Source organism: Bacillus sp. 2D03, assembly GCF_003946765.1.
Taxonomy (GTDB): domain Bacteria; phylum Bacillota; class Bacilli; order Bacillales; family Bacillaceae_G; genus Bacillus_A; species Bacillus_A cereus.
In genome coordinates this window covers 26,561-43,987 of record NZ_RPSJ01000023.1, presented here as the reverse complement: position 1 = coordinate 43,987, position 17,427 = coordinate 26,561, and the positions used below count along the sequence as shown (strand labels likewise).

Sequence of the window (17,427 nt, the reverse complement as noted above, 5' to 3'; positions counted from 1 at the left end):
TGATTACTTTATATAAACCAAATGAAACAGATTTTACACATAACGGAATTGGTGTTTTAGATAAACATATTTATAGTGCAACTGTTGAGGAAGAACTCAACGGTTTATTTGTTTTTAATTTTAATTACCCTTTATTTGCTCCATATGGAACGAAGATTGACGGAATGAGCATCATAAAAGTTCCTACTCCTGATGGGGATCAGTTATTTCGCGTGGTGACTCCTAAAGTGAGCATGGGGGAAATCAAAGCGGTTTGTTATCACATTTTTTATGATTTAACGGAAAACTTGATTGAAGATATATTTATACAGCCCACAAATGGTAGTGGGGCTATGGCTAGGTTATCATCAGGTTGTCAGTATAAGCATCCTTTTACTTTTTATTCTGACGTAATGAATATATCCACCGCACGTATTGTTCGAAAGAATCCAGTGGAAGCAATGTTGGATACGAGTCAAGATAACTCATTCGTGAATCGATGGGGCGGGGAATTAAAAAGAGACAACTTCGATGTTAAGATGCTGAAAAGCCGAGGAGCTAATCGTGGAGTAGTAATAAGACATAAAAAAGATTTGTTAGGTTATGAAGGAAGTGTGGACTGGAAAAGCCCTACTACCAGAATTATGCCGCAAGGGTTTGACGGATTGTTATTACCAGAAAAATATGTAGATAGTCCACTGATTAATAAATATCCACATCCGAGAATACGAGTGATTGAATTTAATCATATAAAAGCAGCTATTGGTAAAAATGCAAATGATGAAGACGCAGTACCTGTAGAAGAAGCATATAAAAGGTTACGTCAAGCCGCTAAAGCTATGTTTGATATTCAGATGGTAGATCAACCGAAAGCGACATATAAGGTTGAATTTCAAGAGTTATCTCAAACAGAGGAGTATAAAGAATATAAAATTTTGCAGCGTGTCTGGATGGGCGATATTGTTACAGTTAAACATGAGGAAGACGGTATTGATATTCAAGCAAAAGTCATTGCGTATAAATATGATCCGATTAAAAAGGAATATATCAATATAACCATTGGTAACTTTAAAGAATCTTTTACAGACATGGCGGGTAAAGTAGATCAAATTCAACAAGATTTATCAAATATGCCAGGATCTTTACTCGATGCAGCGAAAGAAAATGCAACAAAACTAATCAATTCAGGATTTGGTGGAAATGTTCGTGTATATCCAGACCGAATTCTAATTATGGACACAAAAAATGAAATGACAGCTTCAAAAGTGTGGCAGTGGAACATAAACGGATTAGGTTATTCATCAAACGGGGTAAATGGTCCGTATGAAATAGCAATGACAAAAGATGGGCGTATTGTTGCGGATTTTATTACAACTGGAGTATTGAATGGAAATTTGATTCAAGGCGGAGAAATAACAGGAACTACTCTTAGAACTGCCAATGATTCTAATTATGTCTCTATTTCCAGACAGTTTATTAGGCTAATGGAATCGTATATTACTCGGATTTTCATGGGCTATTATATAAATCAAAGTAATGTCATGCAACCCACTATTGTATTAGGTGGCAACAATGATATAACAGCAACGCAGGGTGCAGTGTTAGTTTACCAACTCGAAAGTTCTCCAAAGTCAGGAGGAATCGGAATATCGAATGGATACCTAAATGGTGATCCGACAAGAGTCTATTTTTCAGCGGCTCTTGCGTTTAATCAAAATGGACATGCGGAACTAAAAGCGGATCAAAGCCTAGAACTAGAGTCAAAAGAATCCTATGCTTCTTTGAGAAGCCAAAATAATCTTTTTCTAGAAAGTAGAACAGGTGGTGCTTATTTCACTGCAAAAGAAGGGTTTAATTTCCGCCAAAATGGAGATCGAATTGTGGATTTGAAGTTGACACCTGGTGGAGATAGTGACATCGTATTTCAGAACATCTTATTACGGAATAACAGAAATTATGAAAGTACCTATGTGCAAGTGAAAAGTGGAGGAGGTACTTATTTCAATGGTGTTTTAGCAGCAGATTTTAAAGTATCTTCTAAAAAGAAATATAAAACGAATATACGTGATATTAAATTTGATGCGTTAGAGAAGGTAATGGGCTGGGAAATTAAACAGTATAACCTTAAGACAGAAGTAGCCGAGTTGTATGATATGCGTATGAAACGTAAAGAAAGAGATCCAATCCTTACAACAAAGGATATTACAACTCATTATGGAATTGTACTTCCGGATGAATCAAAAGAAAATGGTGTTGGCATATATGGAATGATTTCGCAGACTGTAAAAGCATTTCAGGAGTATGTAACTAAAACAGATGCTAGAATCGAAGAATTAGAGCCGATAAAGCCTAAAGGAAATATAAAACACAGAAAAAAAGTAAAACGTCAAAGAAGACCGCCTAGACGCGTGAAAAGGAATAGTTAGAGAGAGGTGTAGTCATGCGAAATGAGGAAATTATTATAGATTTAGCAGATCCTGTGTTTACCAAAACAATTCGTTCGAGGCAAAATGATAAAAACGGATTGAAGATTACTGTAAATGTAAGAGAAAAGGGGCAACTTGTTGATTTAACAGGGTATGCAGTAAAGTACGAAGCGATTAATCAAGTCGGACTGTTCGTTCGGGATGATGCCCAAATAGTTGATGCAAAGAATGGTGTGTTTTCATATACGTTGTCCTCGCAAGCTGTTTCCACATCGGATGATTGGACAGCTTATTTTGTGATGGAAAAAAGTACAGAACGAATGAGTACACCAGACATTCGGATTACATTAAGACGGGATGTAAAAGAAGGTAATATTAAAATCGAAAACTATATTTCTGAGTTTGAGATTATTAAGAAAACGTTAGACGAGTTACAGCAGAAATTAAATGCTATGGATGTTGTTAAGAAAAGTGGCGATACGATGCCTGGCAACCTCTTGTTTGACAGGGCGGGTATAGCCAATACTAACAAAATAGCATTCTCTACGGCAGGAGTTGAAGAGCTCAACTTCTACCAAACAGGGGATGGTTATTACGGGATTAGGGATGTTAAAGGAAATCAAGGCGTTTGGGATTATAATTGTAACAATAAAACGTTTAATGTTTCCGCTAATACAAACCTTGTTAAGAAAGCTGGCGACATCATAAATGGATTACTTGAATTTAAGATTGATAACGCAATTGTGCTGGGAAGTCGTTCTTATAAGACAGTCATTCACAAAGGGGCGCAGGGAGAGCTGATTTTTGCCCCTTCTACAAAGGAACAGGGGGATACTTGGGATTGGTCCAAAAGAGTAGAATTTCGAACAGATGGAACAATTAGACAAGCAAATGATACAGGTTGGATTAACCTTCCTACAACTGGGGTAGAGAATGTTGCTAATAGAGATATGAAATATAAGAGAAGTGGTGAAAACATTAGTGTAATTGGTTCAGTTCGAAATCCTCAAAATGAGGCAGTATTCGCTACACTACCAGTTGGATTTAGACCTGTACAGCACATTGCTTTTCCAGCACTGGCATATGGATATACACCCGCAGTTTGTGAAGTTACAATAAAACCTGATGGGGGGATTTTCGTGAATGGTGTTCCGAGCGGGAGTACTGTTCATATTGCAATGAACTTTTTAATTTAGATATTACAGATTAAGCGTGCATAAGCAGGCTTTTTTATTTTGTATAAAATAGGGCTTTTATTTGGAAAGGAGTTGAACCAATGCCAGAGCAAAAACATGATGATTTTAAAGAGCTATTAGTAGGATTAACAAGGGTAGAAACAAAGTTAGACACACTTGGTAACGTTAAAGATGTTGCGATTGAAGCGCAGCAGTCAGCGAAAAGTGCTCATTTACGAATTGATCGATTAGATAAGTTAGTATTTTGGATTGGTACTACAGTAGTTGGAGCTATTATCACTGGTGGGATAATGGCTCTTTTTAAATTCGCAGGAAAGTGATCGTATATACGGTCACTTTTTTTTGAAAGGAGGTGAGAATATGAAAAATCTTGATGTAGCATCAATTAGTCGCTATGTCGTATTGGTGATTGCTGTGATTAATAGTGTCTTAAATCTTGTCGGATACCAAACGATTGATGACAAAATCACAAACGATTTAGTAGCTGTAATTACAGGTGCATTCACTTTGTATATGGCGTGGAAGAACAATTATTTGAGCAATAAGGGACTACAACAAAAAGATGTATTAGAAAAAAATAACTTACACTAAAAGGAGATGTTCAATAATGGGACACGTTGTAGATATTTCAAAATGGAATAGTAATATTAACTGGCCTGTGGCAAAACAATACATTGATTTCATCATCGCTCGTGTACAAGATGGTTCGAATTATGTAGATCCATTATATAAGGGATATGTACAAGCTATGAAGCAACATGGTATTCCTTTTGGTAACTATGCATTCTGTCGTTTCGTTTCTGAGAATGACGCACGTGTAGAAGCTCGAGACTTCTGGAATCGTGGAGATAAGAGCGCAACAGTCTGGGTGGCTGATGTAGAAATGAAAACCATGGATGATATGCGAGCAGGTACACAGGCTTTTATCGATGAATTACGTCGATTAGGTGCTAAGAAAGTTGGTTTATATGTTGGTCATCATATGTATGCTCCATTCGGAATGGTAAATGTAAAATCTGACTTTGTATGGATTCCTCGTTATGGTGGGAATAGACCAGCTTATCCATGTGATATCTGGCAATACACTGAAACAGGAAATGTACCTGGTATTGGAAAGTGTGATTTGAATGAATTAATTGGAAGCAAGTCGTTAGATTGGTTTACAAATAAATCGTATAAAGAAGAAGGAGTGGAGATTATCGTGAACAAACATAATAAGGTGGTTTCTTATGAATTTGGTGTAAATTTAATTCCCGAAATGATTCAAATGATGGATAAGCTTGGATACACTTCAAAAATTGTTTCCCGAGGAGATCGTCAGGGGCTTGTTTATTTCGAGTCGGATTATCGTCAAGGTAGCGAGCTAGATAAAGCAACAGCATGGTTAGATGCTAAAGGATTAAATTATTACTATACAAAAGAATAATTTGGTGAGAAATAAAGTGCATAATAATAGCAAAGGTAAAGCATACTATGTAACAGCAAATGAAGCCTGTGTGTATGTAAAGTAATTAAAAAGCTGACAATAATTAGTCAGCTTTTTAATTACTATAATCTAGTATTTATCAGTCCGAAAGGCATGTTCTTTGCCTTTAAGTTGGTACTGAAAATCTTACCAATGTTTCTTTTTACAATGGCAACAAATAAAGAAACAGTTACAACGACACTTATTTCGATTGAACTTCCAATCATCATCACAATGGTGCTTGTCTTTAGATTTCCACCAATCGTCATCACAATGGCGCTTATCTTTAGATTTCCACCAATCATCACAACAATGATTTTTCTTAGAACTCCAGCAATCATTATTCCAGGACATTCTTTTATACCTCCCTTCAATTAGGGTTAGTATTATTCTATGTTTTAGTAAAAAAACTGCTTGTTTATTAACCTATTATTATACTTTTATATGATAGAGAGCTTTCTACTAGATATAGAATTCATAAAAACTATGCTAATTTTCATGGGAGAATAGAAGAAATAAAAAAGTGCTAACAAGTTTGCAAACGAACTTGCTAACACTTATACGAAATAGACATAAATTATCGCTGATATATCATCTTCAATAATAGCCATAATCAATTAATACACACTAACAAGAAATAATCATAAAAACAGTCTTAATATCAAGAATATAATCATCCAGATATTCCTTTACTTTTAAGACGGAAACGAGGCATGATATTGATTTCTACCTCAGAGTTTGCGTCAAATAATAAAAAAATACGGTTTGTAAAACTAAAAATACAACAAGCTACAACCGGTATGAAATGGATTAAAATATTTAGAAATTTAAAAGATGATTTTCAAATAGGGGGAGAGGTGGATTTAGACCATATTCTCCAATATCCGAAAGATTATATTGTAGGGGAAAATAAAAGGGTGTTATTTCCATACAATGAGAGAATTTATAAAGTTCAAGGTACTAAAATAGAACCGGGTATAAAAGTAAAGGAAAGAGAGTATTTATTTAAAGAATTTCAGCGTAAATTCTCTTATTTCACAATACTTCCAGAATGTAAAAAGATAGCAACAAATAACAAAAATGAATTATTTCCTTTATTTGCACCAAAAGGATTAGAGACATTAACATTAGAAGTTTGGTCTGAAAATATAGTGCTGGAAATAGAACAAGCATTACTTGAGAGTCAAATTGTTTTGACTAAAGTTGGTGAAAATTCTTATGTTTTGAATACAGATTTTCCAGTGTTATTAAAGATTGTGAGATACAATATTGAAAAGGTGTTACAAAATCCATATAAAATGCAATATTGCCAAAAATATAAAACAAATCTTGTAGATGATGTTACGAAAGCTGTCTATGCTACCGCGGGCGAGCGCAGTGATGCGACATTAGCATTAATCGCATTGAAAAATTGTGATGGACGAGAAAAAATTGATCCAAAACAAATCATTAGAGAGGGATTTGCACGAGCAAACCGTATTTCAACATTTATTAATTTATTTATAGGCCAAAGTGTATCTCGTAAAACAATTGTAAATAGTGTTTTTAGTTTATTAGAGCAAAAAGGATTTTTGAAGCGCAGTTGGAATAAGATAAATTTACCTTGTATATATGTTAATTTATCAATTGAACGAATATCGAAATTTGATTTCTTACCTATTCTTTCAAAAATAAAAGGAAAAGAAATTTTATATAAATTATATGGGAATACAGAATGGCAAACGATTGATTACGTATTATTAAATATAAATAAACATAATGCATTTTTACCACAACCATCAAAGAGAAATGATATGGGAGCTCTTTTTAAACAATATGTTTCCGAAACATTAATGGAAATTGTACAATATGCAAAAGAACAAAATGAACAAGTTTATTTCATTGTAGATGCAAATTTGAGAAGGTATTGGATAAAAGAGTTACAAAATAAAGAAATTAATACAGATATTTTACCTGAAATTGTTCCAGAGGTGTTAAAGGTTCCAAATTTAAATATTATTAGAATAAATACAGGTTTTGATGTACCAAGTTACGGTTTAATAGAATGTGATGATGCTTTAGATAGCATTGGCTTATATGCAGATCAAAAAGGGATGTATTATAGCACTGGTGAATATTCACTTAATTGTAGTGGGATTTTTCAGCGTTATATACTTGAAATTCTACCATTAGGTGTAAAACCTGTAGAAAGGGATTATATCGCTAAAATGATACATTACATGTGCTGTAATTCTAGTATGCTTTCGAAAAAGAATGTACACATGACATATTCCATGCATATGGAAAAGGTAATAAAGAGTTATATTACTGACATAGATGCAAGAGAGTTTAAAGAATTTGATGATGAATTGGATGTAGATGTAGTAAAAGTAGAAAAGAAAGATTCAATTATTCTACTTTAAATACTAGTAAACAAATCCTGCTCGTTATATCGATCAGGATTTGTCATTTTTTTATGTAAATAAGGATATCCTTTGTCAAGTATCTTTTCGTTTACATATTTACTTTATGTGCAGACAGGATTAATATGTTTTTTAGAAATACAAAAACTATTTCATATGGAAAAACGATTTTTATTAATTGAAAAAATTTGAAAGGAATGGGGAATTGTGAAGAAATTAGATGTGCTCTTAATGCTACTGAGCGGCCTCTTTCCAATTGCAGGACTTACAAAGCAAATCCCTCTAGAACAATCTATATATATTGGAGGGCTTTTATTTTTTACTAGTTTCGGTAGTTATTTTGCTAAAAAGATGTATTCACGTATATGCAGTTGGATAGCGTATGCGCCATTTATAACATTACTGTTAGTTATTTGGCATCAGGATATTTCAACAAGCTCAATCATAGCAAATGCGAAAATTGCTGCATGTGTCGCGTTAATTCCATGTTTATTCCGTTTTCGTACATATGGACTTACTTTGGGCTTATTCTCATTATGGGCCGCTTTACTATGGGATATAAAAGAAGTACAGTCGTTAGTCATACTTGAACGCATAACGAGTTTAATGACAAGCCATTATGTATATATATTACTATTAATTGGAGGACTTGTAATAGGAGGATTACTTGCGATGTTCATTCACCGCAAAGAGAAAGATAATAATAAAGAAAATATAAATCTACTTGGACCAAAAAAGAAACGCAAAAGATTATCATTTAAGATTCGTCTTCCAAGATTACCGAAATTAAGGATGAAACTATTTAAGTTTGGTGGGAAAGAATCTAAAAGTAAAATGCCAGAAAAAATCCATGAGTATAAGTACGAAGAACCAGTTGCAACATATGAAATGACAGAGCAAATAGATCCATACAAAGAAAATGCAGTTCAAGGTCAAACAAGGATGGAACGCCGAAGAAATAGATATAATGCATAATGAAGTTTAATAACCCCGTAATGACTTATCTTAATATTGATAAATCATTACGGTTTTTTTATGTAATGAAATGAAGGTTGCTATTGCGGAGGGGAATAGCATATTTTATAGATAGGAACTAAAATAAGGGGAGGATAAAATGCTTATCATTACATATATATCTGCTTGTATATTATTCTTAGTTAGCTTTTTACATGTATATTGGGCTTTCGGAGGTAATTGGGGGACAAATAGTGTTATTCCAACTAAATCAGTGGAAAAGGCGTTTACACCTCGCACCGGAATGACATTGTTCATTGCATTATTATTAAGTATGGCAGCAATAATTTTGTTGCAACAAGCAAATATTGTTCATTTTGCAGTTCCTAATGTTATTATTCAAGTCGGTTCCTGGATTTGTATGATTGTCTTTTCTATTAGAGTAATTGGTGAGTTTAACTATTTTGGTATCTTTAAACGACAAAAAGATACGCACTTTGCAAGAATGGATACGGGTTTATATATTCCACTTTGTGCATTTTTATCTTTATCTTTCTTATTAGCAATAATTTTGTGAGTGAATAATAGTAGTTTCTTTTCTCAACATATATGTAAACGTGAGAAATCTAAGAGTAAATAAAAAGGATGTAAGCGCCTTCTTGTCGAAATGTAAATTATTATGAAAGGCGGTGACACTATGAAGTATTTAAAAGTTAGTATGAATGGTGGAAGTGAACATAAATTCTCAATGACTTTAGATCGGTTTGAAGAACTTATTACTACAGAGAATGGGATATTAGAAAATAAATTAGTATGTATTGAAAATGTAATGATTAATCCTACTAATATATCTTCTGTAGTTGAAAAAATTGGTGTACCGGCTAAGTTTATGGAAGCTTAAAATGTTAGATAAAAAACATCCATTGGGGATGTTTTTTAATTTATAAATATGAAATTGTACAGTGAATATTTGAGTAGATTTTTTAGCAATGACTATGCATATATTAAGTACCTGAACATGGTGCTTAATATATGCACGAAATAATAAGTACAAGCATATATTATTAAGTAGGACAAGATCTTCGTGTCCTACTTAATACTCAGAAGAAACCTCTAATCACATAAGAGCATCCAATTGCAGGGTGCTCTTATTTTTTATGAAAATCTACTACGAGCCTTATTTTATAGTAGGATGCAATAATAAATAGCTATTTTGAAATAGTGTTTTTTAGCCTTTAATTTTAAATTTATCTTTAACGTTAATAAATATTAAAAATAATATGATAGCAGAAATTAAGTTAGATAAGTAGAAATTTTGATGAAACAGTAGTTCAAAGATGACATCGGAAGTAACGAATAAGGCAATAGCAGGTAGTATGCAAATAAATATAAATCTCCAATTTTTTAAGTAATGTTTATAATTTGTAAGTACTTTATCCATAAATATAGCTCCTATATTTTTGTTTTTATATAATTATACATTTAGATACAAGGATTTTCAAAGTAAAAATATTTAGCAATTCAAAAATATAAGGAGAGCTTTTGTTGAAAATCCAGATTGCTGTAGTAATCTGGATTTAACTTTAAAGAACTATACTAAAATGATACACTATAATCTACGTTATTTTTGAATTGAATAGAGGGATTTGTGTGATAGATAAAATTAAAAATGCTGTAGAGGATATGTACGAAGATGAGGCTAAAGATTTACTTCAAAGTATTCTCATACAGTTAAACTTATTAGAAGAAAACTATACTGAAGATACAATTAAAAATTTGATGGATATTCCGAAACAATTAACAAGTAATCCTACTTATAAAAGGAATGTAAAAGAAAGTACGCACGTACATATTGCTTTTGATGATTCAACGGCTGGTTGCTTAAAATATATGTTAAGTCAAGAAGAATTATTTGAAGAGAGTGTTGTTGCTTTTTCGGAATTCTTTTCAATTGGACCGATATATAGGTTGCATACGAATGAGGGGCAACTAGCAAGACAGAATTGGTTAATAAATAACTTAACAGCTTATGATAGTTATTTTGAAGAAGAATATTTATCAAGATTTATAGCAACTATAGAAGAACTACATACTATTCCTGTTGAAACGCCTATTACAATTTGGAAGGCTGATAATGCACATGAACATGTAGGCCTAAGTTTTGTAATGGCACAATTAAAGGATAAGAAAAACATTCGAGTTATTAATACGTCTGAAGCAAGTAGAGAAATATTAAAACAAGAGTATGATATTCGTGGAACGGGAGAATTACCACCTGAAAGTTTAGCTCTATTCCAAAAAAGTTTTATAAAGCTACCTTATTTAACTGAAGAGAAGCGCATGAAGTTTGAAAATGAGTGGGATAGATTATCGGAAAGCATAGAATGTTTAAGAGTGTGGAAAGAAAATGAAGTGCATTCTGTACAGGAAGATTATTTTGATCAATTTATAATTGAATGCGCGAAAAGTGTGGGTGCTGATCGAGAGTTCCTTAAAGCTCCTAGAGTAATTGGTGAAGCACTTGGTCTTGTTGAACAATTGGTTGGAGATACATTCTTAGAATATCGTTTGAAACAATTAATTAAACAAGAAGTATTTGAATTTGAAGGTTCGTTAGATGAAATGCGTTTTTATAGTGTGAAGTTAAGGAAATAATAAACACATTCTATTTTTGAAAGGCTCGTATTTTTAATAATACGAGCTTTTTAAGTTGAATTTGGGCTATACATAAGCTTCCCAGAGAGGGCATATCACATATGAATGGTAAAGGTAATGAATGAAAAGAAGGTGATTTGTTAATATGTATAACCAACAAAATTATCCATATGATCAAGCGATGTATTATAATCCACATGACTACGGGTATGAACCTACAAATGAAGTGAGAGATATTGAACAAGAAGATTACAGACCAGATGATGCGGAAGATGCTCCAACGTCACCACCACCGTCACAGGCGCCGTCGTTACCGTCTACATTTGCTTCTCCGGCTCAATCAGGTAATATGAAATCATGGATGTGTAACTGTCTAGGAAGATGGGGCTATTTACGCTTACATCGTCCTGGTCCTTTCGGAAGGGACTTATGGTTTTTTCCGACTGAAGTGAGAAGAAATGGAGTGTCAGGTTACACGTGGCAAGGTGGTCGTCGTCGTAAAGTAAGTTATCGCTATCAACAAATTAGTAATTTTATGTGCTTCGCATAAAGAGAAGTGGGAGAGTGAAACGATTTTACTCTCTCACTTTTTTATTTTTCAATATACGAAGTAAGATTTTGATTAAAAATTTACAATTTTCACGTTTTTATTAGAGTATAATGCATATGTTGGGTTGGTTTTCAAAAACAAATGAGAGTGAGGGAATACAATGTCAATGAAAAACAAAGTTGGGTTAAGCATAGAGGATGGCATTAATTTAGCTTCAGCTCAGTTTAAAGAAGATGCGTATGAAATTTATAAAGAATCGCGAAAAAAACAACCTATATTATTTGTAAACCAAGTTGAAATCGGTAAAGAATGGCTCATTACTAGATATGAAGATGCTCTGCCACTTTTAAAAGATAATCGTTTAAAAAAAGATTGGACAAATGTGTTTTCTCAAGATATAAAGAACATGTATCTTTCCGTTGATAATAGTGACCACTTAACAACACATATGTTAAATTCAGATCCACCTAACCATAATCGTCTACGATCACTCGTACAAAAAGCTTTTACACCGAAGATGATTGCACAATTAGACAAAAGAATTGAGAGAATAGCAGATGATTTGATAAGTGATATAGAGCGAAAAGGTACATTAAATCTTGTGGATGATTATTCATTTCCATTACCGATTATTGTGATAAGTGAGATGCTCGGTATTCCAAAAGAAGATCAAGCGAAATTTAGAATTTGGTCTCATGCTGTTATTGCATCACCAGAAACACCTGAAGAAATAAAAGAGACCGAAAAACAACTATCTGAGTTTATTACATATCTTCAATATTTAGTTGATATTAAACGAAAAGAGCCAAAAGAAGACTTAGTGAGTGCTTTAATACTTGCAGAGAGTGAAGGGCATAAACTTAGCGCTCGGGAACTGTATTCAATGATAATGCTATTAATTGTAGCAGGACACGAGACGACAGTGAATTTAATTACAAATACGGTATTAGCACTTCTTGAAAATCCAAATCAATTACAGTTATTAAAAGAAAACCCAAAATTAATTGATGCTGCTATTGAGGAAGGATTACGATATTATTCTCCAGTTGAGGTTACAACTGCAAGATGGGCAGCGGAACCTTTTCAAATTCACGACCGAACAATCGAAAAAGGAGATATGGTTGTCATTGCCTTAGCTTCTGCAAACCGTGATGAAACTGTATTTGAAAACCCAGAAGTATTCGATATTACTCGGGAAAATAATCGTCATATTGCCTTTGGTCATGGTAGCCATTTCTGCTTAGGCGCTCCACTTGCGAGGTTAGAAGCAAAGATTGCTATTACTACTTTGTTTAATCGAATGCCTGAACTACAAATAAAAGGCGATCGTGAAGAAATTAAATGGCAAGGTAACTATTTAATGCGTTCTTTAGAGGAATTGCCTTTAACTTTCTAGAATAGTTAAAAGGAGACATGCATACATCGAAAATGATTTACATAGAGTATGTATGTGTTATTTAAATTCGAAACGGAAGGGTGAAAACATCCCAATGATCAACTAATTCTATTTGTAAGAGATCTTCGTTAAAAAACGAAATATTCTTCTGAATAGGGTTAGTCTGTACATTTATAGAAAAGGGATGTATATCGCTCTGCGAATATATAGTCTTTTTATATGATTTGTGCTGCCTCCTGTTCAGAACATGAAATAGGAGGCTTTTTTATGTCGACAAATGTAGTAACGAAACAAAACAATGGGGTATCACAAGTATTAAAAAATCGGTTTGTTCAAGGGATTTTAGCATCAGCATTATTTTTACAAATAGGAATATGGGTTCGAAACTTTGCGGTATTACTATATGTAATGGAAATGACAAAAGGTGATGCTTTTGCTATTTCGATGATTTCAGTTGCTGAATTCGCTCCAATTTTTATTTTTTCATTTATTGGCGGTACTTTTGCTGATAGGTGGAAGCCAAAGAAGACAATGATATGGTGTGAAACGTTAAGTTCCATTTCAGTATTCGCTGTATTAATTACGCTTATGTTTGGAACGTGGAAAATTGTGTTTTTTGTGACACTCATCTCTGCAATCCTTTCACAGTTTTCACAACCATCTGGAATGAAGTTGTTTAAACAACATTTATCAACGGAACAAATTCAATTAGCAATGTCTATATATCAAACGATATTTGCAATATTTATGGTATTAGGACCAATACTAGGGACATTTATCTTTCATAGTTTTGGAATTTATATTTCAATCATCATAACAGGTATTTCGTTTTTACTTGCGGCAGTTGTATTGTTATTCCTTCCGAAAGATCTTGAAAACGACGTAGAAAAGAAGGATATCACTCTGTTGCAGGAGATGAAGGATGGTATTAAGTATGTCAAAAAGAAAAAAGCATTAACTTTGCTAGGGCTTTGTTTTATGGCTGCAGGACTAGGTATAGGATTAATTCAGCCATTAGGTATATTTATTGTGACTGAGCAGTTAGGATTATCAAAAGAGAGTTTACAGTGGCTACTAACAGTAAATGGTGCGGGAATGATTGTTGGCGGAGCATTAGCAATGGTATTTGCGAAAAACGTTGCTCCGCAAAAGATGTTAATTATCGGTATGCTTGGTCAAGCAATTGGTATTGGCATTATAGGATATTCTACAAATTTATGGGTGACACTTACAGCGCAGCTTTTTAGTGGTTTAGCTCTTCCTTGTATCCAAATTGGTATTAATACGCTTATTATTCAAAATAGCGATACCGATTTTATAGGTCGTGTAAATGGTATTTTAAGTCCGCTTTTTACCGGTTCAATGGTAGTAACGATGAGTATAGCTGGCTCATTAAAAGAGATGTTTTCATTAAGTATGATGTATGAAGGGACGGCTTTACTTTTTATAATTGGATTATTGTTTATTTTACCTATATACAATTTAAAGCCAGTAATAGCGGTAGAAAGTGAAATAAGTGGTAAAGGAAGTGCTATACAAAATGAATCCTAATCCAAATGTTAAATACCCTATTGAAGGCAATCAAAACGTTCAATTTATAAAAAATATAATAACAAAACCTAATATACTTGTTGGTGACTATTCTTATTATGATGCGAAAGATGGAGAAACATTTGAAGATCGAGTATTACATCATTATGAATTTCTTGGAGATCGCCTTACTATTGGAAAGTTTTGTTGTATTGCATCTGGAGTTAACTTTATTATGAACGGAGCCAATCATCGGATGGATGGATTTTCGGCATATCCATTTAATATATTTGGAAATGGGTGGAAGAAGTATACACCTAGTTTGTCTGATTTACCTTATAAAGGTGATACAGTTATAGGAAATGACGTTTGGATTGGTATGGATACAACAATTATGCCCGGAATAAAAATAGGGGATGGTGCAATCATTGCAGCTAAATCTGTTGTGACTAGAGACGTCGCACCATATACAATTGTTGGTGGAAACCCTGCAAATAAAATAAAAGAGAGATTTTCAAATGAAATAATTCAAGAATTATTGCAAATTCAATGGTGGCATTTTGATATTGAAAAAATAACTGGAAATATTGATGCTATTGTACGCGGAGATATTGAACCATTAAGAAAGCTAAAAAGGGAATGAAAAATGGATGACAAATAGTATCATACCTCCGAATTTTGTTAATGATAATAGAACAAGGAGGTGTGATACTATGGCACAAGACGTTTTATGTGAAGTAAACAACTGTAAATTTTGGGCGAACGGTAATAAATGTAGTGCAGAGGCAATTTACGTAGTAAGTCATAAAGGTAAACATGCATCTACAACGGAAGAAACAGATTGCAAAACATTCGATCCAGAAGTGTAAATTCTTTAAGGGTAGCCAAATCGTGGTTGCCCTTTTATTAATGATAGTATTGATAATAAATATCATTTTCATTCATTAATTTTAGCTTTTTTTGTTATTTTTTCATATTTTCTTCATAAGTGAAGTAATCCAACTCAATTCATGTTCAATTCGTGATTTACTAAATTCAATGACTTCAGTAATAAAGGGTGAGGTAACCTCTAGAGACTGAATAGCGGTAAGTTGACTATGTAGTACGTTTTGACGTACAGCCAAAATCTCTTTTCTAGCTTCATATTCAAGTTTTTCAAATAGCGCGATACGAACAAGAAATTCTGCATTATTTGTCGCAAGTTTTTCGGGAAACTCTCGTAACATTTCAGAAAAAATTTCTTCTCCTGTTTCTGTTATATCGTACATATTTCGGTTTGGTTTTCCAACTTGTTTATGTATTTTTTTCGTTATAGCACCCATATTTTCAAAGCGACGAAGGGCAGGGTAAAGCATGTTGTGATTTAATTCAAAATTCTCACCTAAACGATTTTGAACATTTTTTTTGATTTCATATCCATGTTTTGGTCCGGTCGTTAATTCTGCTAGTAGTAAAATGTCAACGTACATAAAAATCCCCCTTATATATTTCTCAAGTTCTCTAATGAAAAATCCCCTTTAGTATATGTTAAAATAACATATGATAGTTTATACAACTTTGAACTGCCGACCTATCACTTTTATTGTAAAAGAAAAGGGAGGAAAGAACTATGGCTTCACCTGAAAATGTTATTTTAGTTCATGAAATTTCAAAGCTGAAAACAAAAGAAGAATTATGGAATCCATATGAATGGTATCGTTTGATGAGGGATAATCACCCAGTTCATTATGATGAAGAGCAAGATGTATGGAATGTTTTTTTATATGATGATGTAAATCGTGTTTTATCAGATTATCGCTTATTTTCAAGTAGAAGGGAGCGCAGACAATTCTCAATCCCTCCTTTAGAAACTAGAATAAATATAAACTCTACAGATCCACCAGAACATCGCAATGTACGTTCCATTGTTTCTAAGGCATTTACTCCAAGAAGTTTAGAACAGTGGAAACCTCGAATACAGGTTATCGCAGATGAACTTGTACAACATATCGAAAAATGTAGTGAAGTTAATATCGTTGAACAGTTTGCTGCACCTTTACCTGTTACCGTTATTTCTGATTTATTAGGAGTCCCAACAACAGATCGTAAAAAAATTAAAGAATGGTCTGATATTTTATTTATGCCGTATAGTAAAGAAAAGTTTAATGATCTGGATGCTGAGAAAGGGATAGCATTAAATGAATTCAAAGCATACCTTCTACCGATTGTTCAGGAAAAGAGATATCATTTAACCGATGATATCATTTCTGATTTAATTCGAGCTGAATATGAAGGCGAAAGATTAACCGATGAAGAAATTGTAACCTTTTCATTAGGTTTACTAGCGGCTGGGAATGAAACCACTACAAATTTAATTATTAATAGCTTTTATTGCTTTTTAGTAGATTCACCTGGAATTTATGAAGAGTTAAGAAAAGAACCTAACTTAATTTCAAAAGCGATTGAGGAAGTATTACGCTATCGCTTTCCTGTTACATTAGCCCGGAGGATTACAGAGGATACAAATATATTTGGTTCTTTAATGAAAAAGGATCAGATGATTGTTGCGTGGGTTAGTGCAGCGAATTTAGACGAGAAAAAATTTTCACAAGCCTCTCAATTTAATGTACATCGAACAGGAAATGAAAAGCATTTAACCTTTGGGAAAGGTCCTCACTTTTGCTTAGGAGCACCACTTGCACGTTTAGAGGCTGAGATTGCATTAACTACCTTTATAAATGCTTTTGAAAAAATAGAGCTATCTCCATCTTTCTGTTTAGAAAAATGTATATTGGAAAATGAACAAACATTAAAATACTTACCTATTCGTTTGAAAGCTAAATAAAAATCTTAACAAGGTGCATACATTTGCATCTTGTTTTTTGTTTCTCAATT

19 protein-coding genes are annotated in these 17,427 nt (G+C 33.2%); 16 read left to right on the top strand and 3 right to left on the bottom strand.

Going from position 1 to position 17,427, the window contains the following annotated elements; translation table 11 throughout:
• The first annotated feature begins 2 nt into the window (after positions 1-2).
• The 5 genes from EBQ15_RS29650 to EBQ15_RS29630 all read left to right on the top strand — a co-directional run bounded on the left by EBQ15_RS29650 (position 3) and on the right by EBQ15_RS29630 (position 5,027).
• The gene (locus EBQ15_RS29650) at positions 3-2,405 is read left to right on the top strand and encodes a phage tail spike protein (RefSeq protein WP_241232445.1); all 2,403 of its coding nucleotides are present in this window, start codon (positions 3-5) and stop codon (positions 2,403-2,405) included.
• Positions 2,406-2,419: 14 nt separating this feature from the next.
• The gene (locus tag EBQ15_RS29645) at positions 2,420-3,601 is read left to right on the top strand and encodes a BppU family phage baseplate upper protein (RefSeq protein ID WP_033693046.1); all 1,182 of its coding nucleotides are present in this window, start codon (positions 2,420-2,422) and stop codon (positions 3,599-3,601) included.
• 80 nt (positions 3,602-3,681) lie between these two features.
• Complete coding sequence (locus EBQ15_RS29640; RefSeq protein WP_001115042.1) at positions 3,682-3,921, top strand: hemolysin XhlA family protein; 240 nt, start codon at positions 3,682-3,684, stop codon at positions 3,919-3,921.
• 40 nt (positions 3,922-3,961) lie between these two features.
• Complete coding sequence (locus EBQ15_RS29635; protein WP_000792698.1) at positions 3,962-4,192, top strand: phage holin; 231 nt, start codon at positions 3,962-3,964, stop codon at positions 4,190-4,192.
• A gap of 16 nt (positions 4,193-4,208) precedes the next feature.
• Positions 4,209-5,027, top strand: coding sequence for a GH25 family lysozyme (locus tag EBQ15_RS29630; protein ID WP_000510233.1), 819 nt, complete (start codon positions 4,209-4,211; stop codon positions 5,025-5,027).
• A gap of 122 nt (positions 5,028-5,149) precedes the next feature.
• On the opposite strand, the gene EBQ15_RS29625 is transcribed toward EBQ15_RS29630, so the two are convergent.
• On the bottom strand, positions 5,150-5,407 hold the full coding sequence (locus EBQ15_RS29625) for a hypothetical protein (RefSeq protein ID WP_000560126.1): 258 nt from the start codon (positions 5,405-5,407) through the stop codon (positions 5,150-5,152).
• A gap of 378 nt (positions 5,408-5,785) precedes the next feature.
• On the opposite strand from EBQ15_RS29625, the gene EBQ15_RS29620 reads away from it, so the two are divergent.
• From EBQ15_RS29620 to EBQ15_RS29605, 4 genes are all read left to right on the top strand, one after another.
• Complete coding sequence (locus tag EBQ15_RS29620) at positions 5,786-7,468, top strand: RNaseH domain-containing protein (protein ID WP_000626121.1); 1,683 nt, start codon at positions 5,786-5,788, stop codon at positions 7,466-7,468.
• A 207-nt stretch (positions 7,469-7,675) separates the two neighbouring features.
• Positions 7,676-8,443 (top strand): DUF3959 family protein, encoded by a 768-nt coding sequence (locus EBQ15_RS29615; protein ID WP_000732185.1) that lies wholly within the window; start codon positions 7,676-7,678, stop codon positions 8,441-8,443.
• A 139-nt stretch (positions 8,444-8,582) separates the two neighbouring features.
• Positions 8,583-8,999 carry a DUF3995 domain-containing protein gene (locus EBQ15_RS29610; protein WP_000905576.1) on the top strand — a complete coding sequence of 139 codons (417 nt, stop codon included), beginning with the start codon at positions 8,583-8,585 and terminating at the stop codon, positions 8,997-8,999.
• A gap of 120 nt (positions 9,000-9,119) precedes the next feature.
• Positions 9,120-9,323 (top strand): hypothetical protein, encoded by a 204-nt coding sequence (locus tag EBQ15_RS29605; protein WP_000876255.1) that lies wholly within the window; start codon positions 9,120-9,122, stop codon positions 9,321-9,323.
• Between the two features lie 327 nt (positions 9,324-9,650).
• On the opposite strand, the gene EBQ15_RS29600 is transcribed toward EBQ15_RS29605, so the two are convergent.
• Complete coding sequence (locus EBQ15_RS29600) at positions 9,651-9,863, bottom strand: hypothetical protein (RefSeq protein WP_000362070.1); 213 nt, start codon at positions 9,861-9,863, stop codon at positions 9,651-9,653.
• 209 nt (positions 9,864-10,072) lie between these two features.
• On the opposite strand from EBQ15_RS29600, the gene EBQ15_RS29595 reads away from it, so the two are divergent.
• From EBQ15_RS29595 to EBQ15_RS29565, 6 genes are all read left to right on the top strand, one after another.
• Entirely contained in the window at positions 10,073-11,077 is a 1,005-nt protein-coding gene (locus tag EBQ15_RS29595; RefSeq protein ID WP_000565692.1) for a DUF1835 domain-containing protein, read from the top strand.
• A gap of 145 nt (positions 11,078-11,222) precedes the next feature.
• Complete coding sequence (locus EBQ15_RS29590; RefSeq protein ID WP_000282681.1) at positions 11,223-11,627, top strand: hypothetical protein; 405 nt, start codon at positions 11,223-11,225, stop codon at positions 11,625-11,627.
• A gap of 160 nt (positions 11,628-11,787) precedes the next feature.
• Entirely contained in the window at positions 11,788-13,023 is a 1,236-nt protein-coding gene (locus tag EBQ15_RS29585; protein ID WP_000062120.1) for a cytochrome P450 family protein, read from the top strand.
• A gap of 267 nt (positions 13,024-13,290) precedes the next feature.
• On the top strand, positions 13,291-14,574 hold the full coding sequence (locus EBQ15_RS29575) for an MFS transporter (protein ID WP_000106395.1): 1,284 nt from the start codon (positions 13,291-13,293) through the stop codon (positions 14,572-14,574).
• On the top strand, positions 14,564-15,196 hold the full coding sequence (locus tag EBQ15_RS29570) for a Vat family streptogramin A O-acetyltransferase (RefSeq protein ID WP_001069252.1): 633 nt from the start codon (positions 14,564-14,566) through the stop codon (positions 15,194-15,196). The genes EBQ15_RS29575 and EBQ15_RS29570 overlap by 11 nt, the downstream gene beginning before the upstream one ends.
• Before the next feature lie 70 nt (positions 15,197-15,266).
• Positions 15,267-15,422 (top strand): DUF1540 domain-containing protein, encoded by a 156-nt coding sequence (locus tag EBQ15_RS29565; RefSeq protein WP_000046095.1) that lies wholly within the window; start codon positions 15,267-15,269, stop codon positions 15,420-15,422.
• A gap of 102 nt (positions 15,423-15,524) precedes the next feature.
• Here EBQ15_RS29565 and EBQ15_RS29560 read toward each other — a convergent pair whose 3' ends face one another.
• Positions 15,525-16,022 carry a PadR family transcriptional regulator gene (locus tag EBQ15_RS29560; protein WP_000289120.1) on the bottom strand — a complete coding sequence of 166 codons (498 nt, stop codon included), beginning with the start codon at positions 16,020-16,022 and terminating at the stop codon, positions 15,525-15,527.
• Between the two features lie 140 nt (positions 16,023-16,162).
• Here EBQ15_RS29560 and EBQ15_RS29555 point away from each other — a divergent pair, with 140 nt between their 5' ends.
• Positions 16,163-17,377 carry a cytochrome P450 gene (locus tag EBQ15_RS29555; protein ID WP_000168022.1) on the top strand — a complete coding sequence of 405 codons (1,215 nt, stop codon included), beginning with the start codon at positions 16,163-16,165 and terminating at the stop codon, positions 17,375-17,377.
• Positions 17,378-17,427 lie beyond the last annotated feature (50 nt).

Excerpts from the sequence above, each read along its gene's own strand:
- EBQ15_RS29585 (WP_000062120.1), top strand. The coding sequence starts at position 11,788 with ATGTCAATGAAAAACAAAGTTGGGTTAAGCATAGAGGATGGCATTAAT.
- EBQ15_RS29630 (WP_000510233.1), top strand. The coding sequence starts at position 4,209 with ATGGGACACGTTGTAGATATTTCAAAATGGAATAGTAATATTAACTGG.
- EBQ15_RS29570 (WP_001069252.1), top strand. The coding sequence starts at position 14,564 with ATGAATCCTAATCCAAATGTTAAATACCCTATTGAAGGCAATCAAAAC.
- EBQ15_RS29560 (WP_000289120.1), bottom strand. The coding sequence starts at position 16,022 with ATGTACGTTGACATTTTACTACTAGCAGAATTAACGACCGGACCAAAA.
- EBQ15_RS29610 (WP_000905576.1), top strand. The coding sequence starts at position 8,583 with ATGCTTATCATTACATATATATCTGCTTGTATATTATTCTTAGTTAGC.
- EBQ15_RS29555 (WP_000168022.1), top strand. The coding sequence starts at position 16,163 with ATGGCTTCACCTGAAAATGTTATTTTAGTTCATGAAATTTCAAAGCTG.
- EBQ15_RS29645 (WP_033693046.1), top strand. The coding sequence starts at position 2,420 with ATGCGAAATGAGGAAATTATTATAGATTTAGCAGATCCTGTGTTTACC.
- EBQ15_RS29565 (WP_000046095.1), top strand. The coding sequence starts at position 15,267 with ATGGCACAAGACGTTTTATGTGAAGTAAACAACTGTAAATTTTGGGCG.
- EBQ15_RS29640 (WP_001115042.1), top strand. The coding sequence starts at position 3,682 with ATGCCAGAGCAAAAACATGATGATTTTAAAGAGCTATTAGTAGGATTA.
- EBQ15_RS29605 (WP_000876255.1), top strand. The coding sequence starts at position 9,120 with ATGAAGTATTTAAAAGTTAGTATGAATGGTGGAAGTGAACATAAATTC.
- EBQ15_RS29590 (WP_000282681.1), top strand. The coding sequence starts at position 11,223 with ATGTATAACCAACAAAATTATCCATATGATCAAGCGATGTATTATAAT.
- EBQ15_RS29635 (WP_000792698.1), top strand. The coding sequence starts at position 3,962 with ATGAAAAATCTTGATGTAGCATCAATTAGTCGCTATGTCGTATTGGTG.
- EBQ15_RS29600 (WP_000362070.1), bottom strand. The coding sequence starts at position 9,863 with ATGGATAAAGTACTTACAAATTATAAACATTACTTAAAAAATTGGAGA.
- EBQ15_RS29575 (WP_000106395.1), top strand. The coding sequence starts at position 13,291 with ATGTCGACAAATGTAGTAACGAAACAAAACAATGGGGTATCACAAGTA.
- EBQ15_RS29625 (WP_000560126.1), bottom strand. The coding sequence starts at position 5,407 with ATGATTGCTGGAGTTCTAAGAAAAATCATTGTTGTGATGATTGGTGGA.